General features: G+C 43.2%; 12 protein-coding genes and 1 pseudogene. 4 read left to right on the top strand and 9 right to left on the bottom strand.

All coding sequences use genetic code 11. From position 1 onward, the window contains the following. Positions 1-49 precede the first annotated feature (49 nt). Complete coding sequence (cadR, locus tag KL866_RS14635; protein WP_159609836.1) at positions 50-439, top strand: Cd(II)/Pb(II)-responsive transcriptional regulator; 390 nt, start codon at positions 50-52, stop codon at positions 437-439. 360 nt (positions 440-799) lie between these two features. Here cadR and KL866_RS14630 read toward each other — a convergent pair whose 3' ends face one another. Beyond that, entirely contained in the window at positions 800-955 is a 156-nt protein-coding gene (locus KL866_RS14630) for a hypothetical protein (protein ID WP_214995698.1), read from the bottom strand. 681 nt (positions 956-1,636) lie between these two features. Here KL866_RS14630 and KL866_RS14625 point away from each other — a divergent pair. Both KL866_RS14625 and KL866_RS14620 read left to right on the top strand, forming a co-directional pair. Beyond that, positions 1,637-2,758: a DUF4297 domain-containing protein gene (locus tag KL866_RS14625; protein ID WP_214995696.1), complete on the top strand. Its 1,122-nt coding sequence runs from the start codon at positions 1,637-1,639 to the stop codon at positions 2,756-2,758. After that, positions 2,758-4,524: a hypothetical protein gene (locus KL866_RS14620; RefSeq protein WP_214995694.1), complete on the top strand. Its 1,767-nt coding sequence runs from the start codon at positions 2,758-2,760 to the stop codon at positions 4,522-4,524. The genes KL866_RS14625 and KL866_RS14620 overlap by 1 nt, the downstream gene beginning before the upstream one ends. A gap of 178 nt (positions 4,525-4,702) precedes the next feature. Here KL866_RS14620 and KL866_RS14615 read toward each other — a convergent pair whose 3' ends face one another. The 6 genes and pseudogenes from KL866_RS14615 to KL866_RS14590 form a co-directional block, all read right to left on the bottom strand. Further along, positions 4,703-5,623, bottom strand: coding sequence for a hypothetical protein (locus KL866_RS14615; RefSeq protein ID WP_214995692.1), 921 nt, complete (start codon positions 5,621-5,623; stop codon positions 4,703-4,705). A gap of 680 nt (positions 5,624-6,303) precedes the next feature. After that, positions 6,304-9,212, bottom strand: a pseudogene (gene gcvP, locus KL866_RS14610) (aminomethyl-transferring glycine dehydrogenase). A 121-nt stretch (positions 9,213-9,333) separates the two neighbouring features. Continuing rightward, a complete protein-coding gene (gene gcvH / locus KL866_RS14605) occupies positions 9,334-9,723 on the bottom strand; it encodes a glycine cleavage system protein GcvH (protein WP_025256093.1) in 390 nt (129 codons plus the stop codon). A 48-nt stretch (positions 9,724-9,771) separates the two neighbouring features. Then, positions 9,772-10,851: a glycine cleavage system aminomethyltransferase GcvT gene (gene gcvT / locus KL866_RS14600; protein WP_214995690.1), complete on the bottom strand. Its 1,080-nt coding sequence runs from the start codon at positions 10,849-10,851 to the stop codon at positions 9,772-9,774. 366 nt (positions 10,852-11,217) lie between these two features. Continuing rightward, positions 11,218-12,354, bottom strand: a complete 1,137-nt coding sequence (gene nagA / locus KL866_RS14595; protein ID WP_214995730.1) for an N-acetylglucosamine-6-phosphate deacetylase — start codon at positions 12,352-12,354, stop codon at positions 11,218-11,220. 131 nt (positions 12,355-12,485) lie between these two features. Continuing rightward, positions 12,486-13,400, bottom strand: coding sequence for a BadF/BadG/BcrA/BcrD ATPase family protein (locus KL866_RS14590; RefSeq protein WP_214995688.1), 915 nt, complete (start codon positions 13,398-13,400; stop codon positions 12,486-12,488). 428 nt (positions 13,401-13,828) lie between these two features. On the opposite strand from KL866_RS14590, the gene KL866_RS14585 reads away from it, so the two are divergent. Next, positions 13,829-14,677 (top strand): LysR family transcriptional regulator, encoded by an 849-nt coding sequence (locus KL866_RS14585; protein WP_025256097.1) that lies wholly within the window; start codon positions 13,829-13,831, stop codon positions 14,675-14,677. A gap of 53 nt (positions 14,678-14,730) precedes the next feature. Here the strand turns inward: KL866_RS14585 and KL866_RS14580 are convergent, their stop codons facing one another. Beyond that, the gene (locus KL866_RS14580; protein ID WP_025256098.1) at positions 14,731-15,663 is read right to left on the bottom strand and encodes an exopolyphosphatase; all 933 of its coding nucleotides are present in this window, start codon (positions 15,661-15,663) and stop codon (positions 14,731-14,733) included. Positions 15,664-15,828: 165 nt separating this feature from the next. Further along, positions 15,829-16,740, bottom strand: coding sequence for an MBL fold metallo-hydrolase (locus tag KL866_RS14575; protein WP_409173990.1), 912 nt, complete (start codon positions 16,738-16,740; stop codon positions 15,829-15,831). Between the last annotated feature and the right edge of the window lie 39 nt (positions 16,741-16,779).

Raw genomic sequence — 16,779 nt, 5'->3', positions numbered from 1 at the left:
AGTGTAAAGTCTATATTTAGTATAGAGTCAACAACAAAAAGGCGCGTTTATGAAAATAGGTGAGCTATCAAAAAAAAGTGGGTGTTCTATTCAGACGATCCGTTTTTATGAAAAACAGGATTTGTTTGAGGCTTGCAATCGCAGTGAAGGCAACTATAGAATTTACGACGCGTCATCGTTGAGAGCACTGCGATTCATTAAGCAATGTCGCTCATTAGATTTGACTATAATAGAAATTAAACAGCTGTTGGATACGAAAAATAATCCCGACAAAAGTTGTTCTAGTGTGAACAATTTGATCCATCAACATATGGTTGACGTCACACATCGCATTGCAGAGCTTGAGGAGCTAAAACTTACACTATCTGAGATGGCCTCGGCATGCACAGATGATAGAAAAGTTAAAGAGTGTGGGGTATTGCAGTTACTTGAAAAGTGATACTCATATCTACAAGTATTATAGTTTTACGCTTGCCTACTTTCTTAGCACAGTCGATTGTCATCAATTATAAATTGATGATCCACGATTCGCTCGAAGCTGACAATAGTCAAATAAAAGATGTGTCCGCTACCTCCGACATAGCGGCCAGAGGACTCAGATCGTTTGAATGTCCGTTGATCGCTCATTGGAGAAGTTGGCTTTTCGTAATGCCAACGTCCGCTTTACGTACAAACCAGCCATGAAGACACGAAGAACCAGATGACCGCTCCAGGCTATCGAGGTCCTCTTGCGTGACGTGCAACCAGGCTTCATTGACCACGCTTGCGTAAAGACGCCATCTAAAATGGGTGGGTTAATTTACATTTTAGACAACAACGCGATGACATCATCAAACGACAGCGGATCCTCGGCGATCCCTTGCTCGCCAAGGGCAATCCATGCCAGCAGCGCGGCGGCATCATTATCGTGATTCGTTTCTTCATGAGATGGTTGACGATCAACAGGTTTATGCATGGTCACTCAAAACCGTTCGCTATCGGAAAAAGGATGGCTCCAGTATAGCAACCATCGGCAGGCGTTGTGTGTATTTGTAGACGTATCATGCTCACTGTGTCGCCGTGTTTGCACGCTTCCCCGTCGATGTCACCTAGCCTGGCGGTGCAGAATGCCTGTTCCAAGCCCCACACCGTGCCGAACATAATCCGACCCAACATCCCAAGAGCCGGAGCAAACAAGTCACGAGCAGGCCGAGTAAGTCAACCTCAACGTATTCACCATAATCTCGGATTATGCGCTATGGTCGGGATTTTCACCTTGGGGGGCAAAATCGGCACGAAAGGCGCGTTTTGGATAGTTTTGAGTAGACTTTAGAGGCCATTACACAACGGTACAGCGTGATCTGGTTAGCGTCTGAAATTACTGCACACGATTGCATATAACTCTCTGATTTTTATTTAGGCGAATGGCAGCCCCCTCAATTTAAAATTTCTAATCTTTAATTTAAATCAGCCGAATGAGAGCGCAATGGGATATGAGTTTGACCTAAAGTATGTAAAACTGTTCTTCAATAAAGGGACATAGAAGCAAAACCTGCTCTCCTACACTAAGCAACTTAAGTGGCAATATGTCACAAAGTTTAAGGGCGAATGGCATTGTGTAATGAGGATGCTATGAGGTTTTGATTAAGGTGAAGCTTTGAGTACAAGAAAAAAATCAGCTAACTCAGGTATTGATGCTTTATTGGGATTCGAGTTTCAGCGCAATTGTGCGTTGTACTTACTCCTAAACGAATATAATCGATTCAATGGAAGAGAGTTCTTTCTGAGTATTGAGCATCATGACGATTTCCTATTTTGCTACAGAACAGATTGTCGCAGCAATATTGAAGAAGTGCATTCTTATCAAGCCAAAAAACTTTCAGGCAAGGTATGGACTATAAATGAACGTTTCTCTGAAATAATAGCTAAGATGCTAGAAGTTGGAAACGACCTCCGAAACGATCCAGCACCTAAATGTCAAACTTATACTCATGAGCTAACGTTTATATCCAACTCCGACATTGAGCTTAAATTCAAGCCTAATCAGCAAGAAAAGGATGATGGAAAAAAGGAAATAACAACACTGCTTAACGAGCAGAACTGTAGTTGTAAATACGATTCCTTTCCTGACGATATTAAGGACAAAATCACCAAGAAAGTAGACAGTTTCTGTGACAAGGCAGAACTAACTTTCCACAAACATGAGCTCGACAATCTCCATATTCAATGGGTGGATTTTCCACGAACAAAGAGTGCACAAAAAGATTGCTTAGTGGGGCTAATGAGGAGAAAGTTTCCACATGTATCAGATTCTTTTGCAGCCGTTGAGTTGCTTCTTAGCTTGTTTAGGGAAGTTGAAGCCATATACAACCAAGGCAAAATTATTACCTTACTTGACAGTTCTAAGAGGGTTGAGGGCGATGAAATCAGGAAAGCGATTGATATCATTGAAACGGAACAAAAGACATTCAAGCTGTGGAGAGATCACTCAACAGAATTAGCCCGTAAGTTTCGAGTTCCTATAGGTATCCAAAATAGTCACGAAAACTATATTAAGAACACATTTGAACTTCTCAAGGACATGATGAATAACGAGCATCAGATAATCAAAAGCTTCGTTAGGGACAATGACTACTCTATGAACTATTACAGCCATGAGGAAATGTTTGAAGCGTACGTTTCGGATATTAAAAGTAAGAACAGCATTAATCTAAACGATATTGATATTTTCTTCTCTACCTTATGCTCATTTGTAGAGCACCACGGAGAGGCCTTGTAATGAACACAACAATTACGTTTAACAGATTATTTGTAAGTTCTGAATCGCATAATTCTTGTTTCAGTAATGAGTTTTCACCTGGTGTAAACCTAATTAGTGGGCGCAACACATCAGGTAAAAGCTCTTTGATCCAGAGTCTAATGTTCGCGTTTGGTGTTAATGACGTTAGAGAAAGTTTAGACGAAATTCTGTCATATCAGCCGACGTTCAGAGTAGACTTTACTAAGAAAGTAGGTGATGTTGAGGAATCTTACACCATTGTAAGGGATTCAAAATCCATCTATGTCAAAGAGCCAAGCGGAAAAATAGTTTCTTTCCGTGGAATAGATGCAGATAACAGTGTTGAGCACATTAGACTGAAGGATTACATAAGAGATTTAATTGGATTTTCGCTTATTCTTGAGCAAAAAGGAGAGCTAAAATCTGCTCCGCTTGAAAGCATGTTTTTACCATATTATATTTCTCAGTCTGTAGGCTGGGTATATTTGCGTGAGTCGTTCTCTAATCTTCAATATTACAAGGGATTTAAAGACGACTATTTAGATTATTACCTAGGTATAAGTAACAGATTTGATCGCTTGGAGCATAGAAGGTTAACAAAGGAAAGAGATCGACTATCTGCTGAAATAAATAACCTCAAACGGTACAGTAAGAAAGCAGAGTTCCAGTTTTCTAATTTAGTTGACGAAGCGTTTGGCGAGCAAGCAGAAGTCTATATTGAAAACTACGTTTTAAAGGCAAAGTCATTAGAGGAAGAGAGGAACAAGTACATAAAGCTTTGTAATGAATTTTCTCTGTTACAAAATCACCATAAAATTCTGAAAAGAACCAAGAGTAATATTAAGAAACAGAATTACAACGATGTTGATCGTTGCCCAGCCTGCACGCAGGTTCTGTCATATTCACTTGAAGGATTGTACAGCCACTATCAAAAATATAATGATACCCTCGAACTTGAGTCGCACATTACAACTAAGCTAATTGATAAAAAATCTAAGATAAACTCGTCTAAGAAGAAAATGACGACTATCGAAAACGAAATTTTTAATGATTATGGCGTACTTTTGGACAAAAACGTAGACGGAGTTACGTTTGAACAGTGGGTGGCAAATAAAGCAAATATTACGCTATATAAACAAATGCAAGCAGATATTGAGCACTCAGAAAGCGAGTTAGAAGGCGTTAAACTCTCTCTTGGCTCTATGGTAACTGAACAAGAAACAATATTCTCGCGAATAAGTAAGGAAACGGCATTCAAGAAGATATTTACAGCATACACATCACAGTTAAAGCTGAAGCCTTTAACTGATTCTCGATATCTAGATTTGTACAAAATACATTCATTCCCACGTCAAGGTGTTGAACTTCACAAGACCGTCATGGCTTATCACTTTGCTTTAAACGCCATGATAGCGAAATCCAAAACAGCCCATAGACTACCATTCTTGCTTGACGCCATTCTCAAGGAGGATATTGATGAGACTAACTTGGAGACTATTCTGTCATTTGTTGCGAATAATCTGCCAAGTGATACTCAAACGTTTGTGTCAATATCTGAGCATGTTAAAGAGTCTATTCCTGAAGAAAATGAAGAAATCAAACCTATCGAAAAAGTCAGAGTTAAAGACGTTCAAAGCTCTTACTTTCCGACTAACTCAAAACTGTTTTACGTAGGCGGTGGAAAGTTAGAGCGTAGCTTTTTTTCTCAATCACTAGAAAATTATCGAGAACTTCATGAAGAAACCATTGATATAACTGTAATCTAAATGAAGAACTGACATGTAGTTCTCTACTTAAGATAATATGGATTACTATCACTTTAGCTTTGGATTAGTGCCTTTAGCGGACGCAGGCGATTATATGTGTTAGAATATATAATATAATTTGAAGTTTGAGTATTTTTGGGCTGCTCGGCAGCCAAGTGAGAGTTGCGGTCTTTGCGTGTTACCAAGCCTCTGGGTTCTCGCATCTTGGACACACATATGTATAAGTGTCATCCCAAGAGGTCATTTCTCCATTTGCCCAAGCAGCTCCGCATATTTCGCAATCCACCTCAATATCTTCTGATTCTTCGTTACCACAACCTTCGAGAGTACAGCGATATCCCATCTGAGAGTCATCGTTAGGAATCATGGTGTTATTGCCACAACTAGGGCATGTATAGATGTTCCATTCTATGAGTATCTGGTGTTTGGGCCTAACCCCTGCAAAAAGCGCCTGCTTCTGTTCCCCGACAGCTATGTTTGCTTCCGCGACAGCATGCTCATACTCATCCGCTAGTACCTTAAAGACCTGATAGCGTTCCTGACCAACTTCATTTCCTAAATCGAATAGAGAAAATAGATCAGTAAACTCATCTAATCCACGAACCAACTTACCAACGCTTAAACGAACATCTTTTGCGGTAAACTCAAACTCAAAATGTTCGATTTCATTCCTCAGACTTTTCATCCAGTTGATGTCATCAATAAAGTCTTGATCAACAAAATGATTTCCGGTGATACTGCACACTTCACATCTAGCCATTGAGAGAGCTTGTTCAACTGTGACAGTGTGAGGAGAAGCGTGCCCTTGTACTAGGTTTTCAAAATCAAAGCTTTCTGATTTAAGAGCGTTAAATGCTGCCAATACATTAGTATTGTCGTCCTTTGCTCTATTGGTGACATGCTTGAAGCACTTTGAGAAGATGAGATTTTCATCTAAAGTCTGAAGATACATTTTGAGTACTAACTCAACGCTATGTGCCAAATGCGTTATTGCGAATTTAAATGCCCTTAAATCACCTGCTTGACCTTGTTCATACTTTACGAGCGCTTCGTTAAAGCTATCTATAGCATTGGCTTTTATATCGAATTTGAATTGCAAAACTTACTCCTTTAAAGCTGCCTAACGTTACTTATCAAACTCATCACTAATATTTTTCATGATTAGCAGATGCGTAGCCATCTTTTCTTTCACAACTTGGGCACAGTTCAGCCTCTTCAGCGTACTCAAATGAAGAGTAGATGTACGGTGCATTACACCATTTACAATCAAGTACTTCTTCCTTATGACCACACAGGAGGCACTCTTCCTTATCTATATCAAAAGACTGGTTGTGGCATGATGTACATTCAATTACTGGGATCTCATTTTCAACAATTTTAACTTCCACTGATTTTTGAAGTGATTGGTAGAATTCTTTGTAAATAGATTTAGTTCGCCCTTACCTGGGAACCTATCTATCTAATAACTACTCATTCATCACAGCACTTCTCAATAATTCAAATAACTAATTGACCCAAAACAATTACATCAAAGTGTAAAAAATTACACTGCAATAGAAAACTACAAATTATTGTTACCAACCAACACTAACTGTTTAAACATTTAGTAAAAAAATTTCGCCTGCTACAATAACTGCCAATTTTTATCAAAATAAAAAAAGCGAGCACTTAAGGCTCGCCTTTCAAATCTATAAACAGCTTAGTCAGTCACAATCTTAATTACAGTCACAAACTTAATTAAAATAGTCACAGACTTAATTAACAGTCATCACCAACCCCCTACTCCTCAACATAACTCTCAATGCTAGGGCAAGAACAGATAAGGTTGCGGTCGCCGTAAACGTCATCAATACGGTTAACCGTTGGCCAGAACTTGTTTCTGTGTACTTCTGGTGCTGGGTACGCCGCTAACATGCGGTCGTAGCTGCGGTTCCAGTCGCTGTCACATATGTCGGCCAATGTGTGCGGTGCGTTATGTAGCGGGTTGTCAGTGGCATCCCACTCGCCACTTTCTACTTTCGCAATTTCTTGGCGAATGCTAACCATGGCGTTGATGAAACGGTCTAGTTCGTACTTCGCTTCCGACTCGGTTGGCTCAATCATAAGCGTACCCGCTACTGGGAAGCTCATGGTTGGCGCGTGGAAACCGTAGTCGTTTAGGCGTTTCGCAATGTCTAGCTCGGTTACACCACTTGCTTCTTTAAGTGGGCGAAGGTCAATAATACATTCGTGCGCTACGCGGCCATTGTTGCCTTTGTAAAGCACTGGGAAGTGCCCTTCTAGCTTCTTAGCCACATAGTTAGCGTTAAGAATAGCGACTTCGGTCGCTTTGCGTAGGCCTGCGCTGCCCATCATTTTGATGTACATATAGCTAATAGGCAGAATTGACGCACTGCCCCATGGCGCTGCCGATACCGCACCACAGCCTTTGCCTGCGGTTTCTACGTTAACAACCGTGTGGTTTGGTAGGAAAGGCGCAAGGTGCGACTTAACACCAATTGGTCCCATACCTGGGCCGCCACCACCGTGTGGAATACAGAAGGTTTTGTGCAGGTTAAGGTGCGATACGTCTGAACCAATGAAGCCAGGCGATGTAATGCCCACCTGCGCGTTCATGTTCGCGCCGTCCATGTAAACTTGGCCGCCGTATTGGTGAACAATGTCACACATTTCGCGAATAGTTTCTTCGTATACGCCGTGGGTAGACGGGTATGTGATCATGGCGCACGATAAATTCTCACCCACTTCTTCTGCTTTCTTGCGAAGGTCATCAAGGTCTACGTTACCGTTAGCGTCACAAGCTACTACTACCACTTTAAGGCTAACCATTTGTGCCGAAGCTGGGTTAGTACCGTGGGCAGAGCTTGGAATTAGGCACACGTTTCTGTGGCCTTCGCCGCGGCTTTCATGATAGCGCTGAATAGCCAATAGGCCTGCGTATTCACCTTGCGCACCCGAGTTAGGCTGCATAGAAAGATTATCGTAGCCTGTTACGTTAATTAGCCACTCGGCTAGCTCGGCAATCATTTCTTGGTAGCCTACTGCTTGGTCTAGCGGCGCGAACGGGTGAAGCTGACCGAATTCAGCCCATGTTACTGGGATCATCTCAGCCGTTGCGTTTAGCTTCATGGTGCACGAACCCAATGAAATCATTGAGTGGTTAAGTGCCAAGTCTTTATTTTCAAGGCTCTTAATATAGCGAAGCATCTCTGTTTCAGAGTGATACTTGTTAAACACTTCGTGGGTTAGGAAGTCGCTTGTACGTACTAGCGCATCAGGAATAGATTTAACCCTTGCGTGGTTACTTCAGCATCTAGGCCTTCAACTGATAACCCGTGCTCTTCACCAAGCAGTACGTCGAATAGTGCAACAATGTCTTCACGCGTGGTGGTTTCGTCTAGCGATACACCTACCGCACCTTCAAGGTCTGCACGCAGATTCATGCCTTTTGCGTAGGCGCTTGCTAGTACGTCTTCTTTGTTGCTTACCATTACGGTTAGCGTGTCGAAGTAGGTGCTGTGCTTAAGGGCTACACCTTTTTCTGCACCTTTCTGGCTAATACCAGTGGCAAGAATGTCGGCGAAGCGGTGAATGCGCTCAGCTATAGTTTTAAGACCTTGCGGGCCGTGGTATACCGCGTAGAAGCTTGCCATATTGGCTAGCAGCACCTGCGCTGTACAAATGTTCGAGTTCGCTTTTTCGCGGCGAATGTGCTGTTCACGGGTTTGTAGCGCCATGCGAAGTGCTGGGCGTCCGCGGCTATCTTTACTTACACCTATAATACGGCCAGGTAGTGAGCGCTTGTAGCTGTCGCGTGTAGCAAAGAATGCCGCATGCGGGCCACCATAGCCCATAGGTACACCAAAGCGCTGTGCACTACCAAGTGCAACGTCTGCACCTAGCTCGCCAGGCGACTTAAGCATTACCAAGCTCATTAGGTCAGCGGCTACTGCCACAATACCTTTTTTCGCTTGTACTGCAGCAATGATGTCGCTGATGTCTTTTACTTCACCGGTAGAGGTTGGATATTGAAGTAGCGCACCGAATACGTCGTGTTCTGCTGCTTCTTCTGCCGCACCTTTGATGATTTCAAAACCAAACATTTCAGCGCGAGTTTCAACCACGTCAACCGTTTGCGGGTGAACGTCGTTTGCAACAAAAAACGCATTCGCTTTTTTGTTTTTAGATACGCGCTTAGCAAGGCCCATGGCTTCTGCTGCGGCTGTACCTTCGTCAAGTAATGACGCTGACGCCAGCTCTAGGCCAGTTAGGTCAATGGTCACTTGTTGGAAGTTAAGAATGGCTTCCAAACGACCTTGGGCAATTTCTGGCTGGTAAGGCGTGTACGCGGTGTACCAACCTGGATTTTCTAGCACGTTGCGAAGAATAACGTTCGGTACGTGAGTATCGTAGTAACCCATACCAATGAAAGAACGGTTAATTTTGTTCTTTTCTGCAACGGCTTTAAGTTCACCTAATGCTTCAACTTCTGTCGCCCCTTCACCACATTTTAGTGGCTCTGGTAGCGCAATACCTGCTGGTACAGTTTGCTCAACTAAATCGTCTAGTGAGCTTGCACCAATGGCAGACAGCATTTCTTCAATTTCGCCTTTACCCGGGCCAATGTGACGGCGGATAAATGTATCTTTTTGCTCTAGTTGAGCCAATGTAGGGGAAGTATTCGACATAACGTTGTTAAGCACTCGTAATGGTTGCCGCAAGGGCGCGTTAAATCTTTAAGTTAAAAAGGGGCTGAATTATCTTCATGCCCCTTTTTAAAATATGGTTCTTTTAAAACTGCGTAACGAATTACTCTTCGTCTATGCTGTTTTCGTAGCCTTCAGCGTCTAGTAGACCTTCTACTTCAGCCGCGTCGTCAGCTTTAATTTTAAATAGCCAACCATCGCCATATGGGTCAGTGTTAACTAGTTCTGGTGAATCTTCTAGGTCTTCGTTTACTTCAACCACTTCACCTGAAATTGGCGCGTAAACGTCAGACGCTGCTTTTACCGATTCAGCAACACATACGTCGTCGCCAGTGCTTACTGCGTCGCCAACATCTGGCAAATCAACGAAAACCATGTCGCCAAGTAAGCCTTGAGCGTGCTCAGAAATACCTACAGTGAAAACACCGTTACCTTCAGGGCGAACCCATTCGTGCGTAGCGGCATAGCGTAAATCAGTTGGGATGTTGCTCATAATCGTTCCTGTTATTCTCTGTTAACTTGGGGCCTAGTAGCTGAGGCCTTATAAAACACTTTTTCCATTGCGAACAAAGGAGGGCTTAACCACTTTTACTGTAACCCACTTTTTGCGCATTTCAACTTCTACTGTTTCACCAACGTCACGTGGTACTCGTGCCATCGCAATTGAGTGACCAAGTGTTGGCGAGAACGTACCTGAAGTGATAACGCCTTCGCCGCTTTCTGTTTTCACTTTAAGACCATGACGCAGCACGCCTTTTTCAGTCATAACCAAGCCTACTAGCTTGTCGGTACCCGCTTCGCGCTGCGCTTCTAGTGCTTTACGCCCTACGAAATCACGTTCAGCCGGTTCCCATGTAATTGTCCAGCCCATGTTAGCGGCTAGTGGCGATACGGTTTCATCCATATCTTGGCCGTACAGGTTCATGCCTGCTTCTAGGCGAAGGGTGTCGCGAGCACCCAGGCCGCATGGCTTAACACCTTCATCTAGCAACCTTTGCCAGAAGCTTTCCGCTTGATCTGCTGGCACCATAATTTCGTAGCCTGCTTCACCTGTGTAACCCGTGGTAGCGATGAACAAGTCTTCTGCTTGTACACCAAAGAATGGCTTCATGCCCGCCACCGCTTCTTTTTGCGCTGCGCTAAATAGGCTTGCTGCTTTTTCTTTTGCGTTAGCGCCTTGCACTGCAATCATGGCAAATTCAGGGCGCTCGGTAATGGTGACGTCAAAGCCTTCTGCTTTACTCATTAACCAGTTCATGTCTTTTTCGCGCGTTGCTGAGTTAACTACTAAACGGTAGTTAGTTTCGTCGAAGTGATAAACGATAAGGTCGTCTACAACACCGCCTTCTTCGTTAAGCATGCCGCTGTATAGCGCTTTGCCTTTGTCTTTTAGTTTTGCCACGTCATTGGCTAAAAGGTACTGAAGATACGCTTTGGCTTGAGGGCCTTTGGCATCAACAATGGTCATGTGAGACACATCAAACATACCTGCGTCTTGACGCACAGCGTGATGCTCTTCAATTTGTGAACCATAGTTAATTGGCATATCCCAGCCGAAGAAATCGACCATTTTCGCACCGGCTTCTAGGTGCTTTGCGTGTAGGGCGGTGGTACTAGACATTCCACTTACTCTTTTTGATTTGAAAGGTAGAAAACGAGATTGAGTATAGTGAGCTAACGTTTATGCAACAAATTGGAAATTTTTATCAATACATTTAAAAAGCAAATGTATTCTTAAGAAAACATGAGGAATGCAAATATGTAAGCGCTTGCTGATACTTTCAAATTGGTTAACGAAGATTCATAGCCGCACTATTAAACTTGAAAAAGCTAAATATCAGATGGTGTTTAGAACGGGCAGTTACAATTTAATACTCAGCTCTTTTGAAACGTTGCTGAATGCTTGCTACGCAATTGTTGAGGGCGTTGTGAGGAATGTTTAAATGCTGATTAGTAGCCTGTTACAAGTTGTTCAATAGCAAGTGTGCTAAACGCACACTTCACCATTTTGCCAAACGTTTGCAAGTGCGTTGTCTTCGCTCAGCTCTACAAAGTTCGCCCGCTGACCTACAGCTATGCAGCCTAACGTCTCGTTAATGCTCATAAACATAGACGGTGTTGCGCTTGCCATTTTGCTCGCTTCTTCTAGCGAAATTCCGATGTCGTTAACGCAGTTAATAACTGCCCCGTGCATGTCTAAACAACTTCCTGCAAGGGTGCCATCAGGTGTAGTAAGCTTGTTTCCGACACGGGTTATGTGCGTATCGAAAAAGTCTATAACGTCTTCGTCAGCCCCGACATGGGCCATTGCATCGGTAACCAGCATTAATTGTGATGGCCCTTTGGTTTTAAAGGCAAGTTCAACGGCTTTAGGATGCAAATGCTGATGGTCGACAATGATGCCGCAGGTGTTGTTGCTTAAAAGCGCTGCGCCAACCATGCCAGGTTCACGAGACGTAAACGGCGACATGGCATTATATAAATGAGTAAACCCAGACGCACCTGCCTCAATTGCGCGTTCCACCACTTCAAACGGTGCATTAGAGTGCCCTAACGCCACAATAACGCCTTGATTTACCAAGTCGCGAATAACATCACACGACGTATTTTCTGGCGCTACGGTAATCATAACCTTGCCGAGATCTTTTCGGGTATAAGTGGCAAGTTCTCTGTCGGTGAGCGGGCGAATGTATTTCGAAAGGTGTACACCTTTTTTCTCAACGCTTAAGTGCGGCCCTTCAAAATGAATACCTTCAACGCTTGGGTGGCCGCTTTCTATCGCTTCACTTACCGCATTGGCGGCGCTTTCGATTGTTGCTATGTCATCGGTAATAAGCGTGGGAAATAATGTGGTGGTGCCAAACTTTCGATGGGCTTTGGCCATTGTGCTTATGCTTTTAAACGTTGGGGCGTGATTAAACAATACGCCACCGCCACCGTTCACTTGTGTATCTATATACCCAGGAATAAGCCTGTTTGACACGCACTCAGGAATTTCTTCGCGCTGTTTTTTTGAATTAGAAAGTGCTTCGATGTGAGTAATTTCGCCATCTTTGATAGTGAGTACTTGGCCTTTTTCCCACTTACCATTTATCAAAACGTTTTCGGCTAAAATTGTTTTCATCATTGGGCTTTCACTTTCCTAATTACGTGCGGTTGTAGCAGAGTTTTTTGCTGCTTATAACGTTGCTTTTTCGTCGCTTATCTCATTACTTGCATCGAAATTTGCCATGTGACCTTATGGCTTACTTACCGTTATTGGTCATCATGTATTGCCTTAGCGTACTTGATAGCGCCCTGCTCTGGCGATAGTTCACATGCTTTTAGGCGCGTACGGGTATTCTCAGAAAAATAAGGTACATACACATTGCTTAACCCACCAATTAAAGCAAGTTTATACGTATTATCACCTAGAAGCCGCTGTGCCATAGTTTCTAAGTATTCTGCCCCTTCTTTAAAGATACGAACCGCTTGGTTATTACCTTCACGCAAAAGCGGTAGCATACAGGGTGCTAAACTCGCGTAGTGATGAGTACTAAACCCAGCACATTTAGCCACAATCTCATCGGCATTTGAGGTACCAAGCTCTGCATATACTTTTTTGGCGAGGCCATCAGGGCTTCGAATATTGTCTATACATAGTAAGGTGTGCTGAATAGCTTTTAAACCCAGCCAAGCGCCACTGGCAAAGTCGCCGACAGGAAAACCGTGCCCACCTAAGTCTGTAAACTTATCCTTATTGAATACGGTGCCAGCCGAGCCCGTACCCACAATAATTACTGCACCGGGCTTGCCGTTGTGAGCGCCTACGCAGGCAGCATGTAAATCACTTAGTATATAAAGCGAGTGAAAGGGGTGCGCCCAGGTTTCAAAGCGCGTTTTCGCGGATGTAATATTAGCGCCAGCAAGACCGGCTGCTACTACGCATTGTGATACTGTGATAGGTGTTATGGAGGCATCACTGCTTTGTGAAGCTAAAAAGACGTTGGCAGATTCAATAGCCTTTTCTACTCCATCCAATATAGAGGTTTTAGCAAGTTCTGCGTTTCGCATTATATTAGCGGGGCCGCTAATGCCCTGACCTAGCTGCGTGCCGTTCTTATCTTGTATTATGACTCTGCACTTAGTACCGCCGCCATCTATACCGATAAAATACAGATCAGAGTTCATTACGTGTTCTCGTAGTTAACATCATTCATTACATACCTAGCCAGCACATCGTTTTGCGCAGGTAACTCACTTTAAATGCTCAACACTTCTTAAATCGACACGCTGATTTAAATTTTTTAAAAGCGCCGTTAGAGCGTAACTGTTTGCTGCTATTAGTTAATTATCGTATCGATATTTACTTTCTAAAGCCTATCACAATTACGCTTAGCTTAACCTAGTTTGCTACGTTTGTTAGCTTGAATTCGTGAATTTATAAACGTGAGTACGCTTACTCTACATTGACTTGCGGTACTCAAAAGGGCGTATTCACGCTCGCTTTTATACAGCTAACAACGTAAATCTTATCTAAGTTAAGAATATGGGCTTTCAGTGCCATACATTTGCAAATACAATAACAAAGGGCACTTACATTAATAAACCTGATAAATATGAAACAGCTTTCTCTAGATACCTTACGCACCTTTGTTAGTGTTATTGAGCTTGGTGGCTATGCAAAGGCTGGCGACTTTTTGGGTCGCTCTCAACCTGCTATTAGTTTGCAAATCAAAAAGCTTGAATCGCAGCTAGACAGAAAGCTGTTCACCAAGGTAGGTCAACGCCATGTACCTAGCGCCGATGGAAACTGGCTTTACCCAAAAGCGAAAGAGCTACTAGAGCTTAACGACAATATCTTTCGAAGCCTTACTCCTGCGCCACTAAGCGGCAGATTACGTTTGGGCATTCCAAATGAATTTGCCTCTACTCTATTACCGGGCTTAATTGGTGAGTTTTCAAAGCGCTATCCAGATGTATCGTTAGAGGTTACATCGGCGTTAAGTCGCGATCTGCTTCACCCGTCTCAGCGAGATCACTTCGATTTGATATTGGCACTGGTGAACCCAGATGAACAAACCGAGGGCGAAGTAGTAATAGAGGATGATGTGGTTTGGGTAGGTGATACTTCTCACCCGTTAGTGGGAAATAATATTCCATTAGTGCTAGCGCCAGATGGCTGTATGTATAGAAGCCGGGTAATTGAACAGCTAAAGCAGCAAACCTTCGCTTGGAAGATTAGCTACACCAATGCTGATTTGGGCGGCCTTGTAGCAGCTATTCAACAAGGCCTTGGCGTTACAGCACTAGCAAAATCAAGCTTACCGGCAAATTTAGCAGTACTAAACCACCCGCACCTGCCCAAGCTAGGAAAGGTCAACATCTGCCTGTTTAATCAAGACACCCAACACCCAGTTATCAGCAAAACCCTCGCAGAATTTTTCAAAGTGCGCCTAACGCAATAAAGAAAAGGGGTCAGAGTACATTTTCTGCCCCTCCATCCGTATGCTATTACGCGTTAACCGTCGCTTGTGATGGTGTCGATAAGCTCGCTAAGCACGGCTTCTGACTTACTGGTTTCAACCTGGCAGGTACCCGCATTCATGTGACCGCCGCCACCATATTTCAAACACAGCTCACCCACATTGGTGTTAGAACTACGATTTGTAATAGACTTACCAATCGCAAACACCACGTTCTGCTTTTTAAGCCCCCACATCTTGTGAATGGAAATGTTGCAGTCTGAGTACATGGCGTAAATAACGAAACGGTTTGTGGCGTAAATGGTCTCTTCTTCGGTTAAATCGAGTACCACAAGGTTATTGTGTACGGTAGAGCACTTAGCTATTTGTGCCTTCGCCATTTCGTTGTGCTCGTGATACAAACTTACGCGCTCAGCCACATCTTCCATTTGCAGTATTTCTTCAATGCTGTGGTCTTTACACGCATCAATCAGCTTCATCATTAACTGATAGTTTGAAATTTTAAAATCTCTGAAACGGCCAAGCCCAGTACGCGCGTCCATAATGAAATTCATAAGCACCCAGTCGGTAGGCTCTAGAATCTCTTCTTTTGAAAACTGTGCTGAGTCGCCTTTATCAACCGCTTCCATCATATCTACAGATATATTAGGGAATTTCTCGGCTCCGCCATAATAGTCATACACTACTCGTGCGGCTGAGGGTGCCTCCGGGTCGATAATATGATTCTCGATATCGCTGGCGTTTCGCACGGTTTCGCTAAGGTGATGGTCAAAAGCTAAATAGCAGCCTTCAACATAAGGCAAGTTAGTTGTAATGTCGTTCTCTGTAATGTCTATTTTGCCGTCCTGCATGTCTTTAGGGTGCACAAACAAAATATCATCAATCATGTCTAAGTCTTTTAGTAAGACTGCGCATACTAGCCCGTCAAAATCACTTCGGGTAACTAATCTAAACTTTCTCTCTGACATTACGTGTTTCCTTTATTTACGATTATGAAGTAAGTGTAACAGCTAGCAAAAATTTTGAGAGATTACCTACACAGAATTTAATCGTTCAACAGAGAAAATCGACGAAAGTATATATAACAGTTTGATTAAAATGGTGTTTAGCAAACGACAGTTCGCTAAACCCAACTAAAAAACAAGTGACTGACCTTGCTTTGCTAACGTGAAGTTAAAGCCAAGTTTGTTGGCTTGTTCCAGCTCGGCTGCTATTACAGAGCGCGGGGGCTTTCCCGCTCTTAAGCTGTATTTAATATGGCTTATCACAATATTCATCGCAGAAAATTGCGTCTTGTCTTCAGCTAAGCTATGAAACCGAGTAAGTTCCTGCATTAGCCATTTAGGCGTAAGGTGACCAAATAACAAGTTATCAGGGCGATTGTTCGGAAACGACACCTCAATAACCATACCTCTTAATGTCTTCGTTCGCATTTGTTGCGCAAGGTAGCGCCAAACCGCGTTCAACTTCCCTTCTTTTTCTACATCGTCAGGGCCAGTGTCACCGAAATAAACAAACATGTCTTCTTCGCTTTCAATAACGAATGCGGTCGACTCTAACGGGTGGCTTAAACTAAAAGGCGTTACCTTCAGTGTTGTCCCCTTAATTGAGGCTGTCTGCTGAGGCGCTAAGTCGATAACATCGTATTTGTTTAGTTTTGGCTCAACGCCTCTGTTAGTAAAATTTGCCCACGCTTGCCAATTAAAATATGTGGCGCCCATAGTGTCATTTACCGACTTAAGCGCATAGATTGGCTTGTTGCTGTCGTCTGGTGATGCAACAAGTAAACCTGCTACATGGTCTAAATGCCCATGACTAATTAAGTAGGCTGCAACATGATTATGCAATATATTACCGTTAGCCTTGAGGTCTGCGTCGGGTGCACTTTTAAGCTCTTTGAAAGCGTTTAATTCCAGTGCTGCATCAATACCATTCACAATCGTTCCCGCGTCCAAGGCTATGTAGTTTTCTTCATCTAAACTTCTCAGCAGAAACGCACTTAAATTGCCATCCTTAATACCGCCAGTATCACCTAAAGTAACCAGTTGAAATGCAGGCGTTACATTGCTTTCGTTTGCAACAAC

Origin of the sequence: Alteromonas sp. ALT199 (assembly GCF_018619335.1) — a bacterium.
Lineage (GTDB): Bacteria > Pseudomonadota > Gammaproteobacteria > Enterobacterales > Alteromonadaceae > Alteromonas.
This window is presented reverse-complemented; position numbering and strand designations above follow the sequence as displayed.

Coding starts and splice junctions, on each gene's coding strand:
- cadR (WP_159609836.1), top strand. CDS start 50: ATGAAAATAGGTGAGCTATCAAAAAAAAGTGGGTGTTCTATTCAGACG.
- KL866_RS14630 (WP_214995698.1), bottom strand. CDS start 955: ATGCATAAACCTGTTGATCGTCAACCATCTCATGAAGAAACGAATCAC.
- KL866_RS14620 (WP_214995694.1), top strand. CDS start 2,758: ATGAACACAACAATTACGTTTAACAGATTATTTGTAAGTTCTGAATCG.
- gcvH (WP_025256093.1), bottom strand. CDS start 9,723: ATGAGCAACATCCCAACTGATTTACGCTATGCCGCTACGCACGAATGG.
- gcvT (WP_214995690.1), bottom strand. CDS start 10,851: ATGTCTAGTACCACCGCCCTACACGCAAAGCACCTAGAAGCCGGTGCG.
- nagA (WP_214995730.1), bottom strand. CDS start 12,354: ATGAAAACAATTTTAGCCGAAAACGTTTTGATAAATGGTAAGTGGGAA.
- KL866_RS14590 (WP_214995688.1), bottom strand. CDS start 13,400: ATGAACTCTGATCTGTATTTTATCGGTATAGATGGCGGCGGTACTAAG.
- KL866_RS14585 (WP_025256097.1), top strand. CDS start 13,829: ATGAAACAGCTTTCTCTAGATACCTTACGCACCTTTGTTAGTGTTATT.
- KL866_RS14580 (WP_025256098.1), bottom strand. CDS start 15,663: ATGTCAGAGAGAAAGTTTAGATTAGTTACCCGAAGTGATTTTGACGGG.